This window comes from Pseudomonas sp. Z8(2022) (assembly GCF_025837155.1).
GTDB lineage: Bacteria > Pseudomonadota > Gammaproteobacteria > Pseudomonadales > Pseudomonadaceae > Aquipseudomonas.
The window spans coordinates 1,760,727-1,780,735 of the sequence record NZ_CP107549.1; the positions used below are offsets into that span (position 1 = coordinate 1,760,727).

Below are 20,009 nucleotides of genomic sequence, written 5' to 3' on the forward strand. Positions count from 1 at the left end.
ATACAAGGCAAAAGCAAGCGAGAAAGCGGAGTGTACTTTTGTACATGAGCATTTCGAGCTTGTTTTCAACGCAGTAGCGCCAACGCGCAGATGATCGTAAATAGGCTCTCAGCGTGTGGCGATCCAAATCAGCAGCCCCGCCTGAAACAGGCTGAATGCCACCAGGCAGGTGATGGTGAAGCGCAGGCCGCTGTCTTCGCGTTTCAGGCGGTCAACCCGGTCTTCCAGTTTACGTAGCTTGACGTCCTGCTCCTGCAGCGTCTGGTCGGCCTGCTGCAGCATGGCAGCGGCATCCAGCAACTCGACGACCTGCACCTTCTCGGCATTCCAGTCACCATGCAGCGAGCTGACTCGTGGTGCGCTGTAGAAGGGCTTGAGCTGCAACGGGTCGCTGTACTCGATGGTGAAGCCCTGCGCCTTCAGCGCGTGATCACGGCGTGCGCGAACGGTTTCGTTGAAATTGTCCTTGGTTGGCAGCGCCCCGCCTTCGACCTGATAGTGCGCGTACTGCTTGCGGGCCCAGGCAATGCCCTGTGCCATGAGAAAACGTCCCAGGCCTCGGTTGGCAGGGTCCACGCTCAGCCCCTTGTCCGGGCCGAAGCGAACCTCCTTGCGTTGATGGTCTGCCCAGACTTCCAGCAGATTATGCTGACGATGCATGCGCTGCCCTGGCACCTGAATGGTCAGGCGCAGCATGCTCATGTCCTTGGCATGCCGTTCCACCCGACTAAGCTGGACGAACCTTAGCGGTCTCGGTCCGGTTTCACGGTCAACGGGTAAAGGCGCCAGGCGCAGCAGGCTGAACTGCTCGGCTGGCAGCTCGGTCCAGGGGTGCGGTGCCGCAGGTGTTTCGCCGGTCTGTGCTTCGGCTTCGGCTTCGGCTTCGGTGGCTGGCGGCTGCGGGGCTGGGTTCTCGCTCATGGACGTCCTGTGTACTTTTTTTGGCGGCTTTCGATGCGTTATCGGCCGTTTTTCTCAGCACTGGAGTGAATAAAGGCGACGATTCGCTCGCCCAGCGCACGGGCCAAGGGTAGCTGTGGATCGTCGTAGGACGCCACCTGTTCGTTCCAGGGGGCCGGGGTGATGCGCATGACGTGATTCATGCCGGGAATCAGCGCCAGTTCGGCTTCGGGCTTGGCCTGCTTGAGCAGTTCGGCATTGTCCGGGCTGACCTGGGCATCGTGGCTGCCCTGCACGATCAGTGCGGGAATCTGCAGGGCGGCAAAGTTCTCCGCCGGATTCTGGCGCAGCAGACTGATCAGATAGGGCTGTACGCTGGGGCGGTATACCACCTGTAATTCCTCGGGGACCTCGGGCTGCAGCTTGCCGCGAATCAGGTTGGCGAGGATGTGCCGGCTTTCGGCCAGGAGCGGCGCTGGCAGGCGCATGGCCAGTTGCATGTCCAGTACCTGGCCGATGGGATAGGCGGGACCGGCAATCGAAACCAGCGCATCGGCCTGGCTACCGGGCGCGGCCAGGCTGGCGACCAGCGCGCCCTCGCTGTGACCGATGAGAATCAGCCGATCGAAACGCGGGTCATCCCTGAGCAGCCTGGCCCAGCCTTCGGTATCGGCCACATAGCGTTCGATGCTGAGGTCCTTTTCATCCGGCGTTGCAGCGCGGCTGGCGGCCACGCCGCGTTTGTCGTAGCGCAGGCTGGCGATGCCGTTGCGCGCCAGGACCTGGGCCAGCTTCTTCAATGCATCGTTATGGCCGCCCTCGGGGTTGTTGCCGTCGCGGTCGGTGGGGCCGGAGCCGGCGATCAACAGCGCCACCGGCAGCGGCTGGTCGCTTTGCGGTACCAGCAGGCTGCCATGCAGGGTGCCCTGATCGGTATCGAGGCTGAGGGGCAGTTGCCGGGTAGTGCTGGCCTGGGCCAGGCCGGTAATCAGAGTGAGGGACAAAAGCAGGGCTCGCAGCATGATGGGGGTAGGGTAGTGGCAGACTGGCATTGGACGCGTTCGGCCGGACAAGGTTCGGGGTGAACTGCAACTAGGTGGCAGGTATACTCGCCCACCTTGTGAATCGGGCCTGCGCAGTGGCAGGCCGATGCTGAATCTCGCGGAGCGACTTCCCATGTCCGGCAATACCTACGGCAAGCTGTTCACCGTCACCACCGCTGGCGAAAGCCATGGCCCGGCGCTGGTCGCCATAGTCGACGGTTGCCCACCCGGTGTCGAGATTTCCCTGGAAGACCTGCAGCGTGACCTTGACCGCCGCAAGCCGGGCACCAGCCGCCACACCACCCAGCGTCAGGAAGCCGACGAGGTGGAGATTCTCTCCGGCGTGTTCGAAGGCAGGACCACCGGTTGCTCCATCGGCCTGCTGATTCGCAACACCGACCAGAAGTCCAAGGACTACTCGGCGATCAAGGATCTGTTCCGTCCGGCCCATGCCGACTACACCTACCACCACAAGTACGGCGTCCGCGACTACCGCGGCGGTGGCCGCAGCTCGGCGCGCGAAACCGCCATGCGCGTGGCGGCCGGCGCCATCGCCAAGAAGTATCTGGCCAGCCAGGGCATCGTCATCCGTGGCTACATGAGCCAGCTCGGCCCCATCGAGATTCCGTTCAAGACCTGGGACAGCGTCGAGCAGAACGCCTTCTTCAGCCCCGACCCGGACAAGGTGCCGGAGCTGGAGGCCTACATGGACCAGCTGCGACGTGATCAGGACTCGGTCGGCGCGAAGATCACCGTGGTTGCCGAAGGCGTCATGCCGGGCCTGGGTGAGCCGATCTTCGACCGCCTCGACGCCGAACTGGCCCATGCACTGATGAGCATCAACGCGGTCAAGGGCGTGGAGATCGGTGATGGCTTCGCTTCGGTGGCGCAGCGCGGCACCGAGCACCGTGACGAGCTGACCCCGGCGGGCTTCGTGTCCAACCATGCCGGCGGCATTCTGGGCGGCATCTCCAGCGGCCAGCCGATCGTCGCCCATCTGGCGCTCAAGCCGACCTCCAGCATCACCACGCCGGGCCGTTCCATCGATATCGACGGCAATCCGGTGGACGTCATCACCAAGGGCCGTCACGACCCCTGCGTCGGCATTCGTGCCACGCCTATCGCCGAGGCGATGATGGCCATCGTGCTGATGGATCACCTGCTGCGTCACCGCGCGCAGAACGCCGACGTGCGCGTCACCACGCCGGTGCTGCCGCAGCTGTGATCCGGGCGGCAGCATGAGCGCGGCCTTGCCGTACTGGCGGCTGTCCGGTTTCTACTTTTTCTATTTCGCCCTGCTTGGGGGTACGGCGCCGTTTCTGGCACTGTACTTCGATCACCTGGGCTTTTCCCCGGCGCGAATCGGCGAGCTGATCGCCATTCCCATGCTGATGCGCTGCCTGGCGCCGAACCTGTGGGGCTGGCTCGGCGACCATACCGGCCGGCGGTTGCTGATCGTGCGGCTCGGCGCGTTGTGCACCCTGGTCTGCTTCGCCGGCATCTTCCTCAGTCAGAGTTATGCCTGGCTGGCGCTGATCATGGCCACCCACGCGTTCTTCTGGCACGCGGTGCTGCCGCAGTTCGAGGTCATCACTCTGGCGCACCTGCGTGAGCAGGCAGCGCGCTACAGCCAGATCCGCCTGTGGGGCAGCATCGGCTTCATCGTCGCGGTGGTAGGACTCGGCCTGCTGTTCGAGTGGCTGAGTCTGGACGCCTATCCGGCAGCGCTGGTGGCGATCATGGTCGGTATCGTCATCAGCAGTTTCTGGGTACCCAATGCTCAGCCGTTACTCAGCCCGAACGCGCTGGAACCGGAGGGTTTTCTGCGCCAGTTGCGTCGTCCTGGCATCCTGGCGTTCTACCTCTGCGTCGGGCTGATGCAGTTGAGTAACGGCCCGTATTACACCTTCCTGACGCTGCATCTGGAGGGGGTTGGCTACAGCCGCGGCGCCATCGGCCTGTTCTGGGCGCTGGGAGTAGTGGCGGAAATCCTCCTGTTTCTGGTCATGGCGCGACTGCTGCAGCGTTACTCGCTGCGCGCGGTGTTGCTGGCCAGCTTCCTAATCACCGCCGTGCGCTGGCTGTTGCTGGGTAATCTGGCCCAGTACCTGCCGGTGCTGCTGCTGGCGCAGTGCATGCACGCCGCCACCTTCGGCGCCTTTCATGCCGCGTGCATCCACTTCGTGCAACGCAGCTTCGCCGACAGCCAGCAGGGCCAGGCCCAGGCGCTGTATGTCAGCCTGGCCGGGATCGGCGGCGCCCTGGGCGCGCTGTATGCCGGTTACAGCTGGAAGAGCCTGGGCCCGGCCTGGACCTTCGCCATCGCCAGTCTGGTAGCCTTGCTCGCAGCCTTTGTCATTGCCACCCGTCTGCCGCCCGAGCGGCCCTGAATCGAGTGAATCCTTCATGAGCAGCCTCGCCGTCCACCTGCACACCTCTCCGGAACTGCCGAACAAGGTGCTGAATCACGCCGACGACATCACCAGAACTCTGGCAGCGGTGGGCATCGACTATCGCCAGGTCGAGCTGCCGGCTGTATTGCGCCCCGGCTGCGAACAGACGGAGTTCGATACGGCCTGTGGACTCTGGCTACAGGCGTTGATGAGCAGGGAAGGGCATGTGCAGCAGGAACTGTTCAACCTGCAACGCAATCACCCGCAGAAGCTTGAGCTGCGTGCGCGCCACCTCGATGAGCAGGTGCAGGCCAGTGCCAGCGCCTGGCTGTTCATCGGCGGTTTCGCCCAGCTCAGCGTGCACCTCGATGGCTACGTCTACGTTCTTCAGGGTGAGCGCGGTGATTTGCTGAGCTTGCCGGCCGGCGTTCGGCATTGGTTCGACCTGGGCGAGGAGCCGCATGCGCTGGTGGTACGCCTGAGTGCGAGTGACGAGCTGCCGGAGCGTACCGGCGACGATATCGCCAGACGCTTCCCTCGCCTGGGGGAGTGAAGCGCACGTCATTAAGGGCGCTGGATCAGCCATGGCGGGAACCCGGGCAGGCCGCCGACTCTCCTAAGAAGGCAACCCTTCGCACAGGAGTGTCATCATGGGTTCCACTCTCAATGGTCTGGTTGGCCTGATCATCCTTGCCCTGGATATCTGGGCGATCATGAATGTGGTCAAGAGCAACGCCGAGACCGGTATCAAGATCCTCTGGATACTGTTGATCGTGCTGTTGCCGCTCATCGGTCTGATCATCTGGGCGTTGATGGGGCCGCGCGGCAACGTCAGGATCTGAGTGCCGCCTAAAGGGCCAGTTGCGCCTGCGCTGGCGGCAGCACGCCTTCAAGCTCCAGCAGCTGCTGCTTGCGCGGCAAACCGCCGGCGTAGCCGGTAAGGCTGCCGTCCCGGCCGATCACGCGATGGCAGGGCACGATGATGGAAATCGGGTTGGCGCCGTTGGCCGTGCCCACCGCGCGCACACCTTGCGGCCGGCCAATCACGCCGGCCAGTTCGGAGTAGCTGCAGGTGCGGCCGTAGGGAATGGCCAGCAGCGCCTGCCACACGGCCTGTTGAAACGCGGTGCCTCTGGGGGCAAGGCGCAGGTCGAACTGGCGGCGCTTGCCGGCGAAGTATTCGTCGAGCTGGCTGCATACTGCGTCCAGTTCACGACCGGCGGGCTGCCAGCTGTCTTCGATGCGCCAGGGCCGGCTGTCCAGTTCCATCAGCAGCAATTGCAGGCCATTTTCGTCACCTGCGATGAGCAGGGGCCCGATGGGGCTGTCGTGGTAGCGGTAATGCATGCTCAGCCTCCCGAATAGCAATGCCAAAGGTGTGATGCGGCGTAGGCCCGCCAGGGCCGCCAGGCTTCGGCGCGTGCTTTCAGACGGCGCGCATCGATGCCGCCGGTTCCCCAGACCGGCGCCTTGAGCAGGCCCAGATCGCTGGCCGGAAAGGCGTCGGCTTCACCGAAGGCGCGCAGCGCGATGTATTCCGCCGTCCAGGGGCCGATGCCGGGTAGGGCGCAGAGTCGCTCGATCAGCGCTGTGCTGCCATCCTGCAGGTTCAATTGAAGACTGCCGTCGGTAATGCGTGCAGCGAAATGCTGCAGGCACTGTACTCGTTTACCGGGCATGCCGATGCCGGTCAGATCGGCTTCGGCGAGCGCCTGCGGTGTCGGGAACAGGCGGTTGATGCCCAGCGCTTCCGGCGTTTCGATTGGCGTGCCGACACGCTGCACCAGACGTCCGACTATGGTGACCGCCGCCTTGACCGTGACCTGCTGGCCGACGATGGCCCGCACTGCCTGCTCGAACGGATCGAACGCCACCGGCAATCGCAAGCCGGGATTGCGCAGCAGCAGTGGCGCGAGCAGTTCGTCAGCGCCCAGATGTCGGGCAATGGTGTCTGGATTGCTGTCGAGATCGAACATGCGCCGCACGCGTTGTTCCAGTTGATCGAGGTGCGCTGGCGAGGCGATCCGGCAGCGCAGTTCCAGCGCGTTTTGCCCGGTCATCGGCGCCACCCGCAACCAGCCTGGCGTTCCCTCGAGAGTGAAACCACGGCTGTAGCTGCCAGCGCTTAGCGACTCCAGCCCGGGGATTGCACGCAGGGCGAAGTGGCTGTGGAACTGTTGCCAGTCCCAGGGCGGTTGATAGGGCAGAAGCAGCGTGATGATGTTCATGACTGGCACCCTAGCGCGACGTTTGCGGCTTGTCAGCGTGAAGGTGACTTTCAAACTGCGGCCAGGGGACATCGCTAAGAATGCGCGCTTGAACCGAGAGCCCTCTAGGTCGTCATTTCACGCTGATAGCGCCCCGGCGTGGTGCCTTTCCAGCGCTTGAAGGCATGGATGAAGTTGGACAGTTCGCCATAACCCAGGCGCTCGGCGATCTCCTCCAGGCTCAGGCCGCCCGAGGCGAGCAGCTCCTCGGCCAGTGCCTGGCGCACTTCGTCCTGCAGGGTGCGGAAACTGGTGCCTTCTTCGATCAGGCGGCGACGCAGGGTCCGGCTGCTCAGGTGCAGAAGAGCGGCCACATGTTCCATGTCGGCGATCTGTCCCGGTGACTGCAGCAGCAACTGGCGCACGCGCCCGGCCAGGCCCTGACGCCACTGATGGCGTGCCAGCAATGCCTGGCATTGTTGCTCGCAGGCGCTGACCAGTTGCGGGTTGGCGCGCGGCAACGGGTTGTCCAGCAGTTCGGCGGCAAATCCCATTCGGTTGCATGGCGCGTTGAAGCGGGGCGTATGGCCGAAGGCGGCGATAAAGGGTGACAGGTCGGCCGGCGCGGCTTGGCGCAGTTCCACGTCCAGCAGCTGCAGGCTGCTGCCGAGCAGCTCGCGCACGACCACCAGGGCGCCAAGCATGTCGCGTTGCACGATGAAGTCGTGCAGCGCCGGGGGCAGGGCGCTGTCGTCGAAATTCAGGCTGGCAACGCTGTCATCCACGCTCAGGCTGATACGGTTGAACGCGTAGGTCAGGCCGTGATAGCGCAGCCCCAGCTCGGCAGCCTGACGCACGGTGGCGCTGCTGAGAATGGCATAGCCCCAGGCGCCGTAGCTGGTCACGTGGTAGCGCCGGCCGGCTTGCAAACCCAGGTCGGCTACGGTGGGCAGTGCCTCGATCAGATTGGCGATCAGTTGTAATTCGCTCCGGGCTTCGACTTCGCCGTTCAGGCTGACCAGCTGCAAAGGCTCGATCCCCGTTTCACGCAGGCATTTGTCGACACTCAGGCCGAGATCCAGACCGAGCTTGGTGAGCAACTGAATGCTGGTGATACTGCGTCGTGCGGGCCAGGGGAGAGACATGCATTGTCCGAATATCACAATATTCTGGCCGACTATGCCATAACCCGGGCATGGCGAGGCAGGTAGCATTCGGTCATTGCCATAAACCGGGCCTGCAGAAAACCTTGGGGTTACCTGCAGGAGCCCATACAGGTAGGGGAGACCACAATGAATAACAATCCCCGCACGAACGCGCCCTGGCGCGTGCTGATCATCGGCAGCGGTTTTGCCGGTCTCGGCCTGGCCATGCAGCTGCGCAAGGCCGGTGACGACGATTTCCTGTTGCTGGAGAAGGCCGGCGAGGTCGGCGGAACCTGGCGCGACAACAGCTACCCGGGTGCGGCCTGCGATGTGCCTTCGCACCTGTATTCCTTCTCTTTCGAGCCCAAACACGACTGGTCGCGCAAGTTCGCGCCGCAGGCGGAAATCCACGCCTATATCCTGCAGTGCGTGGAGAAACACCAGCTGCGCCCGCACATTCGCCTGAACTCCGAGGTGCTGGGGGCGGCATTCTATGCCGAGCGCGGCGTCTGGCAGGTCGAACTGGCCAGTGGAGAGGTGATCGAGGCGCAGGCACTGGTCAGCGCCTGCGGCCAGCTCAATCGCCCGGCCTATCCGAAGCTGCCCGGCCTGGAGAATTTTCGTGGCGAGGCCTTTCACTCGGCGCGCTGGCGCCATGATCTCGACCTGACCGGCAAACGCGTGGCAGTAATCGGTACCGGCGCATCGGCTATTCAATTCGTGCCGCAGATCCAGCCGAGGGTCGCCAGCCTGCACCTGTTCCAGCGCTCGGCCGCCTATGTGCTGGCGAAGCCGGATCGCGTCTACCGCGCCTGGGAAATTGCCCTGAAGCAGCGTTTCCCTCTATTGCAGCGCGCCGACCGCCTGCTGCAATACCTGCATCATGAGGGCCGTGCCCTGGCGTTCATTCGCTTTCCGTGGCTGATGCGCCTGTTTCGCCACGGCTTCGTTCGCCATCTGCAGCGGCAGATGCCCGATGCGCGCAAGCGCGCGCAGTTGCAGCCGGACTATCCCATGGGCTGCAAGCGCATCCTGATCAGTAACGATTACTTCCCGGCGTTGGCACAGGCCAATGTCGAAATCGTCGACTCGGCGATTCGAGAGGTGCGCGAGCATTCGCTGGTGACGGCCGATGGTCGTGAGCATTCCTGCGACGTGCTGATCTATGGCACCGGCTTCACTGCCACCGATTTCCTCGCGCCGATGCACATTCGCGGCCTCGATGGCGTGGATCTGAACCAGGCCTGGAGGAACGGCGCCGAGGCGTACAAGGGCATCAGCGTCAGTGGCTTTCCCAACCTGTTCCTGCTTTATGGGCCGAATACCAACCTTGGGCACAACTCCATTCTCTACATGCTGGAGAGCCAGTACGCCTACGTGCTGGGCTGCCTGCGTGCGCTGCGCGAGCAGGGGCTACGCTATCTCGATCTGCGTCCGACCGTGCAACACGGCTATAACGCCGATCTGCAACAGGCGACCCATCGAACGATATGGGAACAGGGCTGCGACAGCTGGTACAAGACTGCTACCGGCAAGAACACCAACAACTGGCCGGGTTTCACCTTCACCTATCGCCTCATGACCCGTGCTCCGGAGCTTGCCGACTATGACTGCGTCCGCTGACTTCAAGGCCCCCTCCGCCGAGCAGATGCTGCTGCGCGGCCTGTTGCGCGGCTTTCTGCGCCTGTTCTTCCGCAGCCTCGTGCGGCCCCCGGTTCCGGTGTCGGCGCAGCGCCGCATATTGCGCGCGCTCACCACCATTACCCTGACGCCGCGCGGCGTCAGCCGCAGCACAGCGACGCTGGGTGGGCGGCCGTGTGAATGGCATAGACCGCCTGCCAGCAACGGCGGTGTGCTGCTCTACCTGCATGGCGGCGCGTTCATGATCGGCGGGCCGGATACCCATCGCGGCATCTGCGCCAGCCTGGCCAAGCGTGGATCTCTGGCGGTGTGTGCGCTGGACTACCGTCTGGCGCCGGAGCACCCCTATCCGGCAGCGCGCGATGACGTGGTGGCTGCCTATGAGCGGCTGCTCGAGGCAGGCTATCGGCCAGAGCAGATCGCCATCGGCGGCGACTCGGCCGGTGGCAACCTGAGCCTGGTTGGCTGCCTGCGCATCATCGAGCTGGGGCTGCCGGCGCCGGCAGCTCTGGTGTGCTTTTCGCCTGTCACCGATTTCACTGGTGAGCAGATGCGCGAGCCGACAGCCGGTGATCCCTTGCTTCACCCGCGCTGGATCGAGCAGGCCGCCGAACTCTACTGCCCGGCCGATCTGCCGCGTACCGATCCGGGGCTATCGCCGCTGTACGCCGATCTCGACCGCTTGCCGCCAACCCTGATTCAGGTTGGCGAAGACGAACTGCTGCTCGGCGACAGTCTGAGCCTGGCCGAGCGGGCCAAGGCGGCCGGCGCAGATGTGCGTCTGGAGCGCTATCCAGGGCTGTGGCACGTGTTTCAGGCCCATGTCGGCATGCTGCGCGCAGCCGATTACGCCATTGCCCGCGTGGCGGCCTTTCTTCGTGAGCGGGGGCTGTGATGGAAAACATTGTCATCAGCGGCGCTGCATCGGGCATCGGCGCTGCCACCGCGCGGTTGTTTCATGCACGGGGCTGGCGCGTCGGGCTGCTTGATGTCGATGCGCAGGCGCTGGGGGCATTGGCCGCTGAGCTGGACGGTGCCTGGCATACCCGGCTGGATGTAGTCGACGCTGGGGCGGTGCGAGCCGCGCTGGCCGACTTCTGCGCGCAGAGCGGTGGTCAGCTGCGCCTGCTGTTCAACGGCGCCGGAATCCTGCGCACCGGTGCCTTCGTCGATATCGAGTTGGAGCACCATGCACGTCTGGTGCAGATCAATGTGCTCGGCCTGCTCAATCTCTGCCACGCGGCCTTTCCCTATCTCAAGGCCACGCCAGAGGCACAGGTCATCAATATGAGTTCGGCTTCGGCGCTTTATGGCGTGCCGCAACTGGCCAGCTATTCGGCCAGCAAGTTCGCCGTGCGTGGGTTGACCGAGGCGCTGGAGCTGGAATGGCGCGAGCATGGCATCCGCGTTGGCGACCTGATGCCACCGTTCGTCGACACGCCCATGGTGCGCAATCAGGCTCGCCGCCCGCCGGTGATGCGCCGCCTGGGCGTGCGCCTGCAGGCCGAGCAGATCGCTGAAGCCGCCTGGCAGCAGGCCCAACGCAGTATGGTGCATCGTCCGGTCGGGTTGCAGTTCGGTGTGCTGTTCAATCTCGGGCAGGTAGCGCCGGGGTGGGTCAACAGGCTGTTGATGGGCTGGCTCAGTCGCTGACTGGCCGGCCTGGCTGGCCAGTTACCACCGGTCGCCGGGTTTGTCACAAAGCCTTTCTGCCTGACGCGCAACCCTGATTCAGCGACTACTCTGATGTAGACGGTTTCAGTCTGGCGTTCTTGCCGGACAGTCGTCGATACGCTTGCAGTAAACACATCGGGCGTTTGCTCGATTCTCGGGGCGGCACCATCCGGGGACCTCCAGGATCCATTCAGAGGTACTCGCAGGGGCCGCGACACCGCCCTCAGGGGCGGTTGCATTGGGAAAGCGGTTAATCCATCCATAGCCTGGGAGGGGTCGTTTATGAGCACAGCCTTCCACGAAGATTCCAGCACCTCGGTGCTGCGTCGGATGAAAGAAGGGGGATTCGACTTCGCCCAGTTTCACCCGATCGAGTTCTACGCCATCTTCCCCGATGAAGAGCGGGCCAGAATGGCGGCCAGAAACTTTCGCGGCGAATCGCTCAACGCCCAGATATCCGCCCGTGAGGACGGTGTCTGGCACCTGCAGATCAGTAAGGTGATGTACGCCACCCATGCCGGTATCGGCGAGTTCGAACATGATCTGGAATCCATCGTCGTCCCGCTGGGCGGCAAAATGGACGGCTGGGGCGTTACGCAGGAGGTAAAAGCGTCAGCCATGCGCTAGGGCGTGCAGTAACGTCCGTGGTCACACAGCATCGGCCGGTTATCCGGCCGATGACTTGATCAACTGATTCACTCGACTTGGCCATCCTTCTCGCACAGACTGCGCGGCGGAGGTGCTCATGGCCGATGTTCTGATCCTGACTCATATCGATTACTGCCCGCCGGCCCACCTGGCGCAGGTGCTGCAGGCGCGTGGCTGCAGCTTCGAGGTGCTGCGCGCAGACCTCGGCGAACTGCGTGCGCGGGACCTGGAGCGGCCGAAGGCCGTTGCCGTGATGGGCGGGCCGATGAGCGTCAACGATCCGCTGCCCTGGATCGCCGACGAAGTGGCTGCGTTGCAGCGCTTCATCGCGCGAGACGTTCCCATCATCGGCCACTGTCTGGGCGGCCAGTTGCTGGCCAAGGCGCTGGGCGCCACGATCTGCCGGATGCCTTATACCGAGGCTGGCTGGCAGCTTATGCAACGTCGCCCGGAATCAGCCGACAGTCCATGGTTGGCGCATTTGCCCGAGTCGTTCAGCATCTTCCAGTGGCACGGCGATACCTTTGCCCTGCCTGAAGGTGCCCAGCCACTGTTGGGCAGTCGCTGGTGCGACAATCAGGCGTTCGCCTGGGGGGACAAGGTGCTGGCGCTGCAAGGACACCCGGAAATGACCGAGGCACTGATCCAGCTCTGGCTCGACGACTGGGCGCATCTGCTCGATGCGAGTCAACCCAGCCAGCAGAGCATCGACGAGATGCGCGCAGACCTGAGCAGAAAGGTCAGGGCACTGAACCATGTGGCCGAGGGCTTCTACGCTCACTGGCTGAAGCTTGCCGGACTCTGAGTTGCTGGCTTGCATCCATGCTCCGGCCGAGCGCGCGTATCGCCGGCAGGGGAGGCGCCTTCAAGCGGATGGTGCGTCAGGATTCAATGCCGGCAGGTCGGGTACGCCGACATCCACACTCGCCTGAGTCAGGAGTACAGGCGAGCAGGGAAAAGGCGCAGCGTTTTGTCCGCTGCGCCTTCTGTTCTCAGCGGTTGAAGCGTTCGACCAGAGCGTACTGGCCCTGGGCGGTGCTGGTCAGGGCTTCGCTGAGTTTGGCGGTGCTTTGTGCTTCGCCAGCTGTCTGGTCGGCCAACTGGGCAATGGTGGTGATGTTGCGGTTGATCTCGTCGGCGACGGCGCTCTGTTCCTCCGCTGCTGCGGCGATCTGGTTGGCCATGTCGGCGATGTTGGCAACCGATTCGCTGATGCCGGACAGCGCCTGATCGGCCTGGAGCACGCGTTCGACACCTTCGTCAGCCTGCTTGCGGCCGATTTCCATGGTCAGCACGGCTTCTTCGGCCGTACGTTGCAGCTTGGCGATCAGCCCATGAATCTGCTCCGTGGATTCGGCCGTGCGCTGAGCCAGCGAGCGAACCTCGTCGGCCACCACGGCGAAACCGCGGCCCATTTCGCCGGCGCGGGCGGCCTCGATGGCGGCGTTGAGGGCGAGCAGGTTGGTCTGGTCTGCGATGCCCTTGATCACGTCGACCACGCCGCCAATCTCGCTGCTGTCCTGGGCCAGACGGGTAACGGTTTCGCCGGTATCGCCCACCGATTGCGACAGGCGCTGGATGGCTTCACGGGTCTCCGCGGCGATGGTGCGGCCCTCGCTGGTGAGGCGGTTGGCCTCCTGGGTAGCGATGGCGGTGCGGGCGACGTTGCTGGCCACTTCCAGAGTGGTGGCGGCCATTTCGTTCACGGCGGTAGCGACCTGCTCGGTTTCCTGGCGTTGGCGGTCAAGGCCGGCGGAGCTGTTGTGCGCCAGCTTGTCGGCCTCGCGGGCCTGCTGGGTCAGATGCTCGGCGGTGTCCTGCAGACGGGTCAGGCAGGTTTTCAGCCGGGCATCTTGGCTGAGCATGGCCATCTCCAAGCGGGCCTCGGCGCCGCGGCTGTCGGTATACATCTGCGCGATCAGCGGGTCGGAGGTGGTCTGTTCGGCCAGGCGTAGCAGGCGTTTGATCCCGCGTGTCTGCCAGGCTATGCCGGCCAGACCCAGCGGTACCGATAGAATCGCTGCCAGTGCGAAGCCCCAGCCGCTGCCCATCCAGTGGCCGATCAGGAAACCGATCTGGCTGATCAGGATGAAAGGCATCCAGGCCTGCACTACCGGGACCCAGGCGTCGCGTTTCGGAATCGGGGACTTGCCGGCGTTGATGCGGGCGTACAGCGCTTCGGCGCGGCGCACCTGTTCGGCAGTCGGTTTGACGCGGACGGATTCATAACCGACGACCTGGTTGTTCTCGGTCATGGGCGTGACGTAGGCGTTGACCCAGTAGTGGTCGCCGTTCTTGCACCGATTCTTGACGATGCCCATCCACGGGCGACCCTTCTTCAGGGTCGTCCACATGTGATCGAACACCGCCGATGGCACGTCGGGATGGCGCACGATGTTATGCGGCGCGCGCAGCAGCTCCTCGCCACTGAAACCACTGACGTCGATGAAGGCATCGTTGCAGTAGGTGATCTGCCCTTTCAGGTCGGTGGTGGAAATCAGGCGTTGTTGCGCAGGGAAGGTTCGCTCACGCTGAGTGACCGGCTGGTTGTTACGCATGGCAGGTATCCGTCGTTGTAATGCCCCTGTCATCGGCCGGTGAGCGGCAAAGTTGAGGGCTGAATCGATATGCGCGAGTTTAAATGCTTTTTGACTGGCGTCACATTTAGGTGGCGACATCGGCCATCCCTGGCCTGACGGAGAATGCCCCACTACCGGTGGTAACAGGGCAGGGGTCTATCAGTTGGCGATCATCTGCCGCAACACGAAGTGGAGGATGCCGCCGGCCTTGAAGTACTCGACCTCGTTGAGGGTGTCGATGCGGCATAGCACCTGGACTTCCTCGTGCGTGCCGTCCTCGCGGGTAATGATCAGCGTCAGCGGCATCTGCGGGCGCAGCTCTACACCTTCCAGCCCTTCGATGGCCAGCACTTCCTTGCCGGTCAGTTTCAGGCTGTTGCGGTCGGTGCCCGGATTGAACTGCAGCGGCAGCACGCCCATGCCCACCAGGTTGGAGCGGTGGATGCGTTCGAAGCTTTCGGCGATCACCGCCTTGACCCCCAGCAGGTTGGTGCCCTTGGCCGCCCAGTCGCGGCTGGAGCCGGTGCCGTATTCCTTGCCGGCGATGATCACCAGCGGCGTGCCCTCGGCCTGGTAGCGCATGGCGGCGTCATAGATCGCCAGTTTTTTGCCGCTCGGTACATGCAGGGTGTTGCCGCCTTCCTCGCCGCCGAGCATCTCGTTGCGGATACGAATGTTGGCGAAGGTGCCGCGCATCATCACTTCATGATTGCCACGGCGTGAGCCGTAGGAGTTGAAGTCGGCCTGGGCCACGCCGTGATCGCGCAGGTAGCGCCCGGCCGGGCTGTCGGCCTTGATGTTGCCGGCCGGCGAGATGTGGTCGGTGGTGACCGAGTCACCGAGCAGGGCGAGGATGCGCGCCTGGCGGATATCGGTGATGCGTGGCGGGTCGCCGGCGATGTTTTCGAAGAACGGCGGATGCTGGATATAGGTGGAGTCTCCCTGCCAGGCATAGGTGTCGGCCTTGGGCACATCGATGGCCTGCCACTTTTCGTCGCCGGCGAAGACTTCGGCGTATTCCTTGCGGAACATGGCGGTGTCGACTTGGGCGATGGCCTGGGCGATTTCCGCCTGGGTCGGCCAGATGTCCTTGAGGTACACCCGCTGGCCGTCCTTGCCGATACCCAGGGCGTCACGAGTCAGGTCGATACGTACGCTGCCGGCCAGGGCATAGGCGACGACCAGAGGCGGCGAGGCCAGCCAGTTGGTCTTGACCAGCGGATGCACGCGGCCTTCGAAGTTGCGGTTGCCGGAGAGCACCGAGGCGACGGTCAGGTCTGCCTGGGTAATGGCTTTCTCGATGGGCTCGCGCAACGGACCGGAGTTGCCGATGCAGGTGGTACAGCCGTAGCCCACCAGGTCGAAGCCAAGCGTTTCCAGGTAGGGTGTCAGGCCGGCGGCGTCGAAGTATTCTGTGACCACCTTGGAGCCGGGGGCCAGCGAGCTCTTGACCCAGGGCTGGCGCTGCAGGCCTTTCTCCACGGCCTTCTTGGCCAGCAGACCGGCGGCCATCATTACGCTGGGGTTGGAGGTGTTGGTGCAGGAGGTGATGGCGGCGATCACCACGGCGCCGTCTTTCAGGCGATAGGTGCGACCGTCGTCCTCATAGTCGATCTCGCCGCTCTGCCTGTCGCCACCAACAGCCGTGCCACCGCCGCCTTCGCTGAGCAGGCGGCCCTCTTCCTTGGCGCTTGGCTTGAGCTGCAGGCCGAGGAAGTCATCGAAGGCCTGGCTGACCTGGCCCAGCGAGACGCGGTCCTGTGGGCGCTTGGGCCCGGCCAGGCTGGCTTCGACACTGCCCATGTCCAGGCTCAGGCTGTCGCTGAACAGCGGCTCATCGCCTGGCTCGCGCCACAGCCCCTGGGCCTTGCTGTAGGCCTCGACCAGTTGCACGGTGGCCTCCGGGCGGCCGGACAGGCGCAGGTAACCGAGGGTGATCTCGTCAACCGGGAAGAAGCCGCAGGTGGCACCGTATTCCGGCGCCATGTTGGCGATGGTGGCACGGTCGGCCAGCGGCAGGTCGGCCAGGCCGTCACCGTAGAACTCGACGAACTTGCCCACCACACCCTTCTTGCGCAGCATCTGGGTGACGGTGAGCACCAGGTCGGTGGCGGTGATGCCTTCCCTGAGCTTGCCGCTGAGCTTGAAGCCGATCACTTCGGGAATCAGCATCGATACCGGCTGGCCGAGCATGGCCGCTTCCGCCTCGATGCCGCCGACGCCCCAGCCGAGTACGCCGAGCCCGTTGATCATGGTGGTGTGCGAGTCGGTGCCGACCAGTGTGTCGGGGAAGGCGAGGGTGGTGCCGTCTTCCTCCTTGGTCCACACGGTGCGCGCCAGGTATTCGAGGTTGACCTGGTGGCAGATGCCGGTGCCCGGCGGCACCACGCTGAAGTTGTCGAAGGCGTGCTGGCCCCAGCGCAGGAAGGCGTAACGCTCGCCGTTGCGCTGCATTTCCAGTTCGACATTGTCGTGGAAGGCGCTGGACGAGGCGTAGCGGTCGACCATCACCGAGTGGTCGATGACAAGATCCACCGGCGACAGCGGGTTGATCCGCTGCGGGTCGCCGCCGGCCTTGGCCATCGCATCGCGCATCGCGGCCAGGTCGACCACGGCCGGTACGCCGGTGAAGTCCTGCATCAGCACGCGCGCCGGGCGGTACTGGACCTCGCGGTCGGAGGCGCGCTTGTCGAGCCAGTCGACCATCGCCTGCAGGTCCTGCGGCTGCACGGTCCGGCCGTCTTCGTTGCGTAGCAGGTTCTCCAGCAGCACCTTGAGCGATTTGGGCAAACGGTCGATGTTGCCGAGGCGCTGGGCGGCTTCAGGCAGGCTGAAATAGTGGTAGGTGGCGTCGCCGATCTTCAGTTCGCGGCGGCAGTTCAGGCTATCGAGGGAGGGCATTGCACATCTCCTTGGGCCCGCACGGTACGGGCTGTGTCTGATGGCGGCAGACTTTCAAGCTAGTTCGGCTTGAGCAGTCTGGCTAGCGCATATCCTTTATCGGTTGCTACGCGTTGCCCGGTTTGAGTCGCCGGATTTTCTCGCCACGCAAGGGCGATGGCTCCGTATCTACGGGCAGCGCATATGTAGCTGGACAGGTTTAGCGGCTCCGGGTTCCGGTCTCGGGTATCATGCGCGCCTCGAGGAGAGCCTTAGATGAATACCCTGTTTCTGCATTGCCGCCCCGGTTTCGAGGGGGAGGTTTGCGCCGAGATCACCGACCTTGCGGCGCGTCTTGACGTGCCGGGCTACTCCCGGGCCAAGCCCGGCAGCGCTTGCGCCGAGTTCGTCTGCAGCGAGGCGGCCGATAGCGAACGGCTGATGCGCAGTGTGCGTTTCAACCAGTTGATCTTCCCGCGGCAGTGGGCGCGCGGTGCGTTCGTCAGCCTGCCGGAAAGCGATCGTATCAGCGTGTTGCTCGATGCCCTGGCTGACTACCCGGTGTGCGGCAGCCTGTGGCTGGAAGTGGTGGATACCAACGAGGGCAAGGAAGTCTCCACCTTCTGCAAGAAGTTCGAGGCGCCGCTGCGCAAGGCGCTGCTCAAGGCCGGCAAGCTGGTGGATGACGCCAAGAAGCCGCGCCTGCTGCTGACTTTCAAGAGTGGCCGCGAGGTGTTTGCCGGCATCGCCGAGGCGGACAACCAGGCGATGTGGCCGATGGGCATCCCGCGCCTGAAGTTTCCGCGTGAGGCACCGAGCCGCTCCACGCTCAAGCTGGAGGAGGCCTGGCACCACTTCATCCCGCGTGAGCAGTGGGATCAGCGCCTGGCGCCGGGCATGACCGCCGTGGATCTGGGGGCCGCGCCAGGTGGTTGGACCTGGCAGCTGGTCAATCGGGAAATTCGCGTGACTGCCGTGGACAACGGGCCGATGGCCGAAAGCCTGATGTACTCGGGGTTCGTGGTGCACCAGCGCGCCGATGGTTTCACCTTCCGCCCGCGGCATCCGGTGCACTGGATGGTTTGCGACATCGTCGAAAAACCGGCACGTACCGCAGCGATGATCGAGACCTGGCTGGGCGAAGGGCTGTGTCGCGAGGCGGTGGTCAATCTCAAACTGCCGATGAAACAGCGTTACGCCGAAGTGCGACGCCTGCTCGATCGCATCGAGTCGGGGCTGGCCGAACGCGGCCTGAAGGTCGGCATCGGTTGCAAGCAGCTCTATCACGACCGCGAGGAAGTCACCTGCCATCTGCGTCGGCATGGCAAGTGAAGGTGTGGAGCGGGCGTAGGCATCCGTCCGGCCCCGAATCTGCAATCGCGATAAAGGCGTCGGCGATGTAGACGTGCGAACCCGCCATGTTGCGCCAGCGCGCAGGTGACCTGGAGGTCAGCTTTGCGCGACAATGCGCGCCTGCCTGTGGAGCCCCTTATGTCCGAAGCCCTGACCCTCAATCACGATGACCTGCTCGACGCCAGCGGCCTGAATTGCCCGGAACCGGTGATGATGCTGCACAACAAGGTGCGCGACCTGTCGCCGGGCGGCCTGCTCAAGGTGATCGCTACCGATCCGTCGACCCGTCGTGATATTCCCAAGTTTTGCGTGTTCCTCGGTCACGAACTGCTCGGTCAGGCCGAGGAAGACGGCACCTACCTGTACTGGATTCGCAAGAAGGCCGACTAGACAGTTATCTCGTAGGGCGGGTGCAACCCGCCAAATAGTCGATGTTGTTGGTCGCGATGGCGGGTTACACCCGCCCTACGGTTTGCTAGCTTTCGCTGTGCCATCCCGCCTGTCCCGGCGCCAGGCCGCAGCTGTTTAGCAAAGCCTGCCAGGCCTTGACGTGACGCGCCGTGGCTATACGGAAATCCTGCCATAACGAATCCTGTTCGCCGGCCAGTCTCTGCAGGTGCTCGCGGGTGGTGGTGGGAATACCGTCGATGCGCTGCAATTGCAGCAGCGCCGCCTGCCACTGCTGGCCGCGTTGGTCGACCTGTGCCAGGTAGGGTTGCAGGCCGCCAGCGTAGAACTTGATGAAGATGTTCTGCAGGATGCGCCCGCGTGGCGTCGCCTGGCCCAGCGGGCAGAGTGGGCGATTGCGCTGGCGTTGCTCCAGCAGTTCGCTGCCAACGTCTAGGGTGTGGCGCAGGCTGGCCAGGCTGGTAATCAACTGGCCGCCTTGTTCGCTGGCGTAGAGGGCGAAGAACTGCGGTTCCAGCTCACTGGCGCTCGGTGGTAGTTGCGCGGGCAGGGCGGCGCCGATGCTGGCCAGCCGCTGCAATGCGTCCAGCGCGGCGCTGTCTTCCAGCGTGTCCACCGGCAAGGCTTTATCAGCGAAACGCAGGTAGTTCTCGAACTCCGGACTGCCGTTCAGCGCATTCCAGAATACTGCAGGCAGTTGCTGGCGCTTGTCGTTGGCCAGGCGTTGCAGGGTGGCCTTCAGGCTGGAGTCGTCCTGCAGATGAGGCAGGCAGTCATCGATGGCGCGCAGCAGGTCGCCTTCGTAGCCGAGACGCTGGCTGGGCATAAGCTGTTTGCCCAGGCTGCTGTTGCGCTGACTGATCAACTGCTGCAGGTGCGGGCAGCGCCGCGCATCGATCAGCAGATCGAGCAGGCCGATACGCAGTTCTGGAAGTTCCACAAGCCGCTCACGCCGGGCCGGCAGTCGGTACTGGCTGGCGCTGCGGCTGTCGAAGGTGCTGAAGTCGCCTGAGTCGAGCGAGCGCTGCAGGCGTTCGAGGTAATCGCTCTGCAGGGCCAGGCCATCGTTGGCCGGGCCGCAGCCAGCGAGCAGCAGGAGGCAGAGAATCAGAGCAGGTCGCAACATGCCCCCAGTCTA

19 protein-coding genes are annotated in these 20,009 nt (G+C 64.1%); 11 read left to right on the forward strand and 8 right to left on the reverse strand.

The window, feature by feature from the left end; all coding sequences use genetic code 11:
- Positions 1-108: 108 nt before the first annotated feature.
- Together OEG79_RS08365 and OEG79_RS08370 are read right to left on the reverse strand one after the other, a co-directional pair.
- A complete protein-coding gene (locus OEG79_RS08365; RefSeq protein WP_264148307.1) occupies positions 109-921 on the reverse strand; it encodes a hypothetical protein in 813 nt (270 codons plus the stop codon).
- Positions 922-959: 38 nt separating this feature from the next.
- Entirely contained in the window at positions 960-1,952 is a 993-nt protein-coding gene (locus tag OEG79_RS08370) for an alpha/beta hydrolase (RefSeq protein WP_264148308.1), read from the reverse strand.
- Positions 1,953-2,076: 124 nt separating this feature from the next.
- On the opposite strand from OEG79_RS08370, the gene aroC reads away from it, so the two are divergent.
- From aroC to OEG79_RS08390, 4 genes are all read left to right on the forward strand, one after another.
- Positions 2,077-3,168 carry a chorismate synthase gene (aroC, locus tag OEG79_RS08375; protein WP_264148309.1) on the forward strand — a complete coding sequence of 364 codons (1,092 nt, stop codon included), beginning with the start codon at positions 2,077-2,079 and terminating at the stop codon, positions 3,166-3,168.
- Positions 3,169-3,181: 13 nt separating this feature from the next.
- Positions 3,182-4,333, forward strand: coding sequence for an MFS transporter (locus OEG79_RS08380; protein WP_264148310.1), 1,152 nt, complete (start codon positions 3,182-3,184; stop codon positions 4,331-4,333).
- 16 nt (positions 4,334-4,349) lie between these two features.
- Complete coding sequence (locus OEG79_RS08385; protein ID WP_264148311.1) at positions 4,350-4,889, forward strand: acireductone dioxygenase; 540 nt, start codon at positions 4,350-4,352, stop codon at positions 4,887-4,889.
- 97 nt (positions 4,890-4,986) lie between these two features.
- Positions 4,987-5,178 carry a PLDc N-terminal domain-containing protein gene (locus OEG79_RS08390; protein WP_264148312.1) on the forward strand — a complete coding sequence of 64 codons (192 nt, stop codon included), beginning with the start codon at positions 4,987-4,989 and terminating at the stop codon, positions 5,176-5,178.
- Between the two features lie 7 nt (positions 5,179-5,185).
- Here OEG79_RS08390 and OEG79_RS08395 read toward each other — a convergent pair whose 3' ends face one another.
- From OEG79_RS08395 to OEG79_RS08405, 3 genes are all read right to left on the reverse strand, one after another.
- Positions 5,186-5,683, reverse strand: a complete 498-nt coding sequence (locus OEG79_RS08395) for a methylated-DNA--[protein]-cysteine S-methyltransferase (protein ID WP_264148313.1) — start codon at positions 5,681-5,683, stop codon at positions 5,186-5,188.
- 2 nt (positions 5,684-5,685) lie between these two features.
- Positions 5,686-6,564 (reverse strand): DNA-3-methyladenine glycosylase family protein, encoded by an 879-nt coding sequence (locus OEG79_RS08400; RefSeq protein WP_264148314.1) that lies wholly within the window; start codon positions 6,562-6,564, stop codon positions 5,686-5,688.
- A gap of 104 nt (positions 6,565-6,668) precedes the next feature.
- A complete protein-coding gene (locus OEG79_RS08405) occupies positions 6,669-7,688 on the reverse strand; it encodes an AraC family transcriptional regulator (protein ID WP_264148315.1) in 1,020 nt (339 codons plus the stop codon).
- A 147-nt stretch (positions 7,689-7,835) separates the two neighbouring features.
- Here OEG79_RS08405 and OEG79_RS08410 point away from each other — a divergent pair, with 147 nt between their 5' ends.
- From OEG79_RS08410 to OEG79_RS08430, 5 genes are all read left to right on the forward strand, one after another.
- A complete protein-coding gene (locus tag OEG79_RS08410; protein ID WP_264148316.1) occupies positions 7,836-9,311 on the forward strand; it encodes a flavin-containing monooxygenase in 1,476 nt (491 codons plus the stop codon).
- Positions 9,295-10,224, forward strand: coding sequence for an alpha/beta hydrolase (locus tag OEG79_RS08415; RefSeq protein WP_264148317.1), 930 nt, complete (start codon positions 9,295-9,297; stop codon positions 10,222-10,224). Before OEG79_RS08410 ends, OEG79_RS08415 begins: the two co-directional genes overlap by 17 nt.
- Positions 10,224-10,982 carry an SDR family oxidoreductase gene (locus OEG79_RS08420; protein WP_264148318.1) on the forward strand — a complete coding sequence of 253 codons (759 nt, stop codon included), beginning with the start codon at positions 10,224-10,226 and terminating at the stop codon, positions 10,980-10,982. Before OEG79_RS08415 ends, OEG79_RS08420 begins: the two co-directional genes overlap by 1 nt.
- Positions 10,983-11,285: 303 nt before the next feature.
- The gene (locus OEG79_RS08425) at positions 11,286-11,630 is read left to right on the forward strand and encodes a ribonuclease E inhibitor RraB (protein WP_024307795.1); all 345 of its coding nucleotides are present in this window, start codon (positions 11,286-11,288) and stop codon (positions 11,628-11,630) included.
- Positions 11,631-11,748: 118 nt separating this feature from the next.
- Positions 11,749-12,456: a type 1 glutamine amidotransferase gene (locus OEG79_RS08430; RefSeq protein WP_264148319.1), complete on the forward strand. Its 708-nt coding sequence runs from the start codon at positions 11,749-11,751 to the stop codon at positions 12,454-12,456.
- Between the two features lie 187 nt (positions 12,457-12,643).
- On the opposite strand, the gene OEG79_RS08435 is transcribed toward OEG79_RS08430, so the two are convergent.
- Both OEG79_RS08435 and acnA read right to left on the reverse strand, forming a co-directional pair.
- Positions 12,644-14,209, reverse strand: a complete 1,566-nt coding sequence (locus tag OEG79_RS08435; protein ID WP_264148320.1) for a methyl-accepting chemotaxis protein — start codon at positions 14,207-14,209, stop codon at positions 12,644-12,646.
- 180 nt (positions 14,210-14,389) lie between these two features.
- Positions 14,390-17,131, reverse strand: coding sequence for an aconitate hydratase AcnA (gene acnA / locus OEG79_RS08440; protein WP_264148321.1), 2,742 nt, complete (start codon positions 17,129-17,131; stop codon positions 14,390-14,392).
- A 255-nt stretch (positions 17,132-17,386) separates the two neighbouring features.
- Between acnA and rlmM the strand changes: the two genes are divergently transcribed.
- Positions 17,387-18,442: a 23S rRNA (cytidine(2498)-2'-O)-methyltransferase RlmM gene (gene rlmM, locus OEG79_RS08445; RefSeq protein ID WP_161865630.1), complete on the forward strand. Its 1,056-nt coding sequence runs from the start codon at positions 17,387-17,389 to the stop codon at positions 18,440-18,442.
- A 159-nt stretch (positions 18,443-18,601) separates the two neighbouring features.
- Complete coding sequence (tusA, locus tag OEG79_RS08450; RefSeq protein WP_003460892.1) at positions 18,602-18,853, forward strand: sulfurtransferase TusA; 252 nt, start codon at positions 18,602-18,604, stop codon at positions 18,851-18,853.
- 85 nt (positions 18,854-18,938) lie between these two features.
- On the opposite strand, the gene OEG79_RS08455 is transcribed toward tusA, so the two are convergent.
- Entirely contained in the window at positions 18,939-19,997 is a 1,059-nt protein-coding gene (locus OEG79_RS08455) for a DUF3080 domain-containing protein (protein WP_264148322.1), read from the reverse strand.
- Positions 19,998-20,009 lie beyond the last annotated feature (12 nt).

What these genes read in the sequence shown, in the direction of transcription:
- OEG79_RS08365 (WP_264148307.1), bottom strand. Translation starts at nt 921, where the DNA reads ATGAGCGAGAACCCAGCCCCGCAGCCGCCAGCCACCGAAGCCGAAGCC.
- OEG79_RS08370 (WP_264148308.1), bottom strand. Translation starts at nt 1,952, where the DNA reads ATGCCAGTCTGCCACTACCCTACCCCCATCATGCTGCGAGCCCTGCTT.
- aroC (WP_264148309.1), top strand. Translation starts at nt 2,077, where the DNA reads ATGTCCGGCAATACCTACGGCAAGCTGTTCACCGTCACCACCGCTGGC.
- OEG79_RS08380 (WP_264148310.1), top strand. Translation starts at nt 3,182, where the DNA reads ATGAGCGCGGCCTTGCCGTACTGGCGGCTGTCCGGTTTCTACTTTTTC.
- OEG79_RS08385 (WP_264148311.1), top strand. Translation starts at nt 4,350, where the DNA reads ATGAGCAGCCTCGCCGTCCACCTGCACACCTCTCCGGAACTGCCGAAC.
- OEG79_RS08390 (WP_264148312.1), top strand. Translation starts at nt 4,987, where the DNA reads ATGGGTTCCACTCTCAATGGTCTGGTTGGCCTGATCATCCTTGCCCTG.
- OEG79_RS08395 (WP_264148313.1), bottom strand. Translation starts at nt 5,683, where the DNA reads ATGCATTACCGCTACCACGACAGCCCCATCGGGCCCCTGCTCATCGCA.
- OEG79_RS08400 (WP_264148314.1), bottom strand. Translation starts at nt 6,564, where the DNA reads ATGAACATCATCACGCTGCTTCTGCCCTATCAACCGCCCTGGGACTGG.
- OEG79_RS08405 (WP_264148315.1), bottom strand. Translation starts at nt 7,688, where the DNA reads ATGTCTCTCCCCTGGCCCGCACGACGCAGTATCACCAGCATTCAGTTG.
- OEG79_RS08410 (WP_264148316.1), top strand. Translation starts at nt 7,836, where the DNA reads ATGAATAACAATCCCCGCACGAACGCGCCCTGGCGCGTGCTGATCATC.
- OEG79_RS08415 (WP_264148317.1), top strand. Translation starts at nt 9,295, where the DNA reads ATGACTGCGTCCGCTGACTTCAAGGCCCCCTCCGCCGAGCAGATGCTG.
- OEG79_RS08420 (WP_264148318.1), top strand. Translation starts at nt 10,224, where the DNA reads ATGGAAAACATTGTCATCAGCGGCGCTGCATCGGGCATCGGCGCTGCC.
- OEG79_RS08425 (WP_024307795.1), top strand. Translation starts at nt 11,286, where the DNA reads ATGAGCACAGCCTTCCACGAAGATTCCAGCACCTCGGTGCTGCGTCGG.
- OEG79_RS08430 (WP_264148319.1), top strand. Translation starts at nt 11,749, where the DNA reads ATGGCCGATGTTCTGATCCTGACTCATATCGATTACTGCCCGCCGGCC.
- OEG79_RS08435 (WP_264148320.1), bottom strand. Translation starts at nt 14,209, where the DNA reads ATGCGTAACAACCAGCCGGTCACTCAGCGTGAGCGAACCTTCCCTGCG.
- acnA (WP_264148321.1), bottom strand. Translation starts at nt 17,131, where the DNA reads ATGCCCTCCCTCGATAGCCTGAACTGCCGCCGCGAACTGAAGATCGGC.
- rlmM (WP_161865630.1), top strand. Translation starts at nt 17,387, where the DNA reads ATGAATACCCTGTTTCTGCATTGCCGCCCCGGTTTCGAGGGGGAGGTT.
- tusA (WP_003460892.1), top strand. Translation starts at nt 18,602, where the DNA reads ATGTCCGAAGCCCTGACCCTCAATCACGATGACCTGCTCGACGCCAGC.
- OEG79_RS08455 (WP_264148322.1), bottom strand. Translation starts at nt 19,997, where the DNA reads ATGTTGCGACCTGCTCTGATTCTCTGCCTCCTGCTGCTCGCTGGCTGC.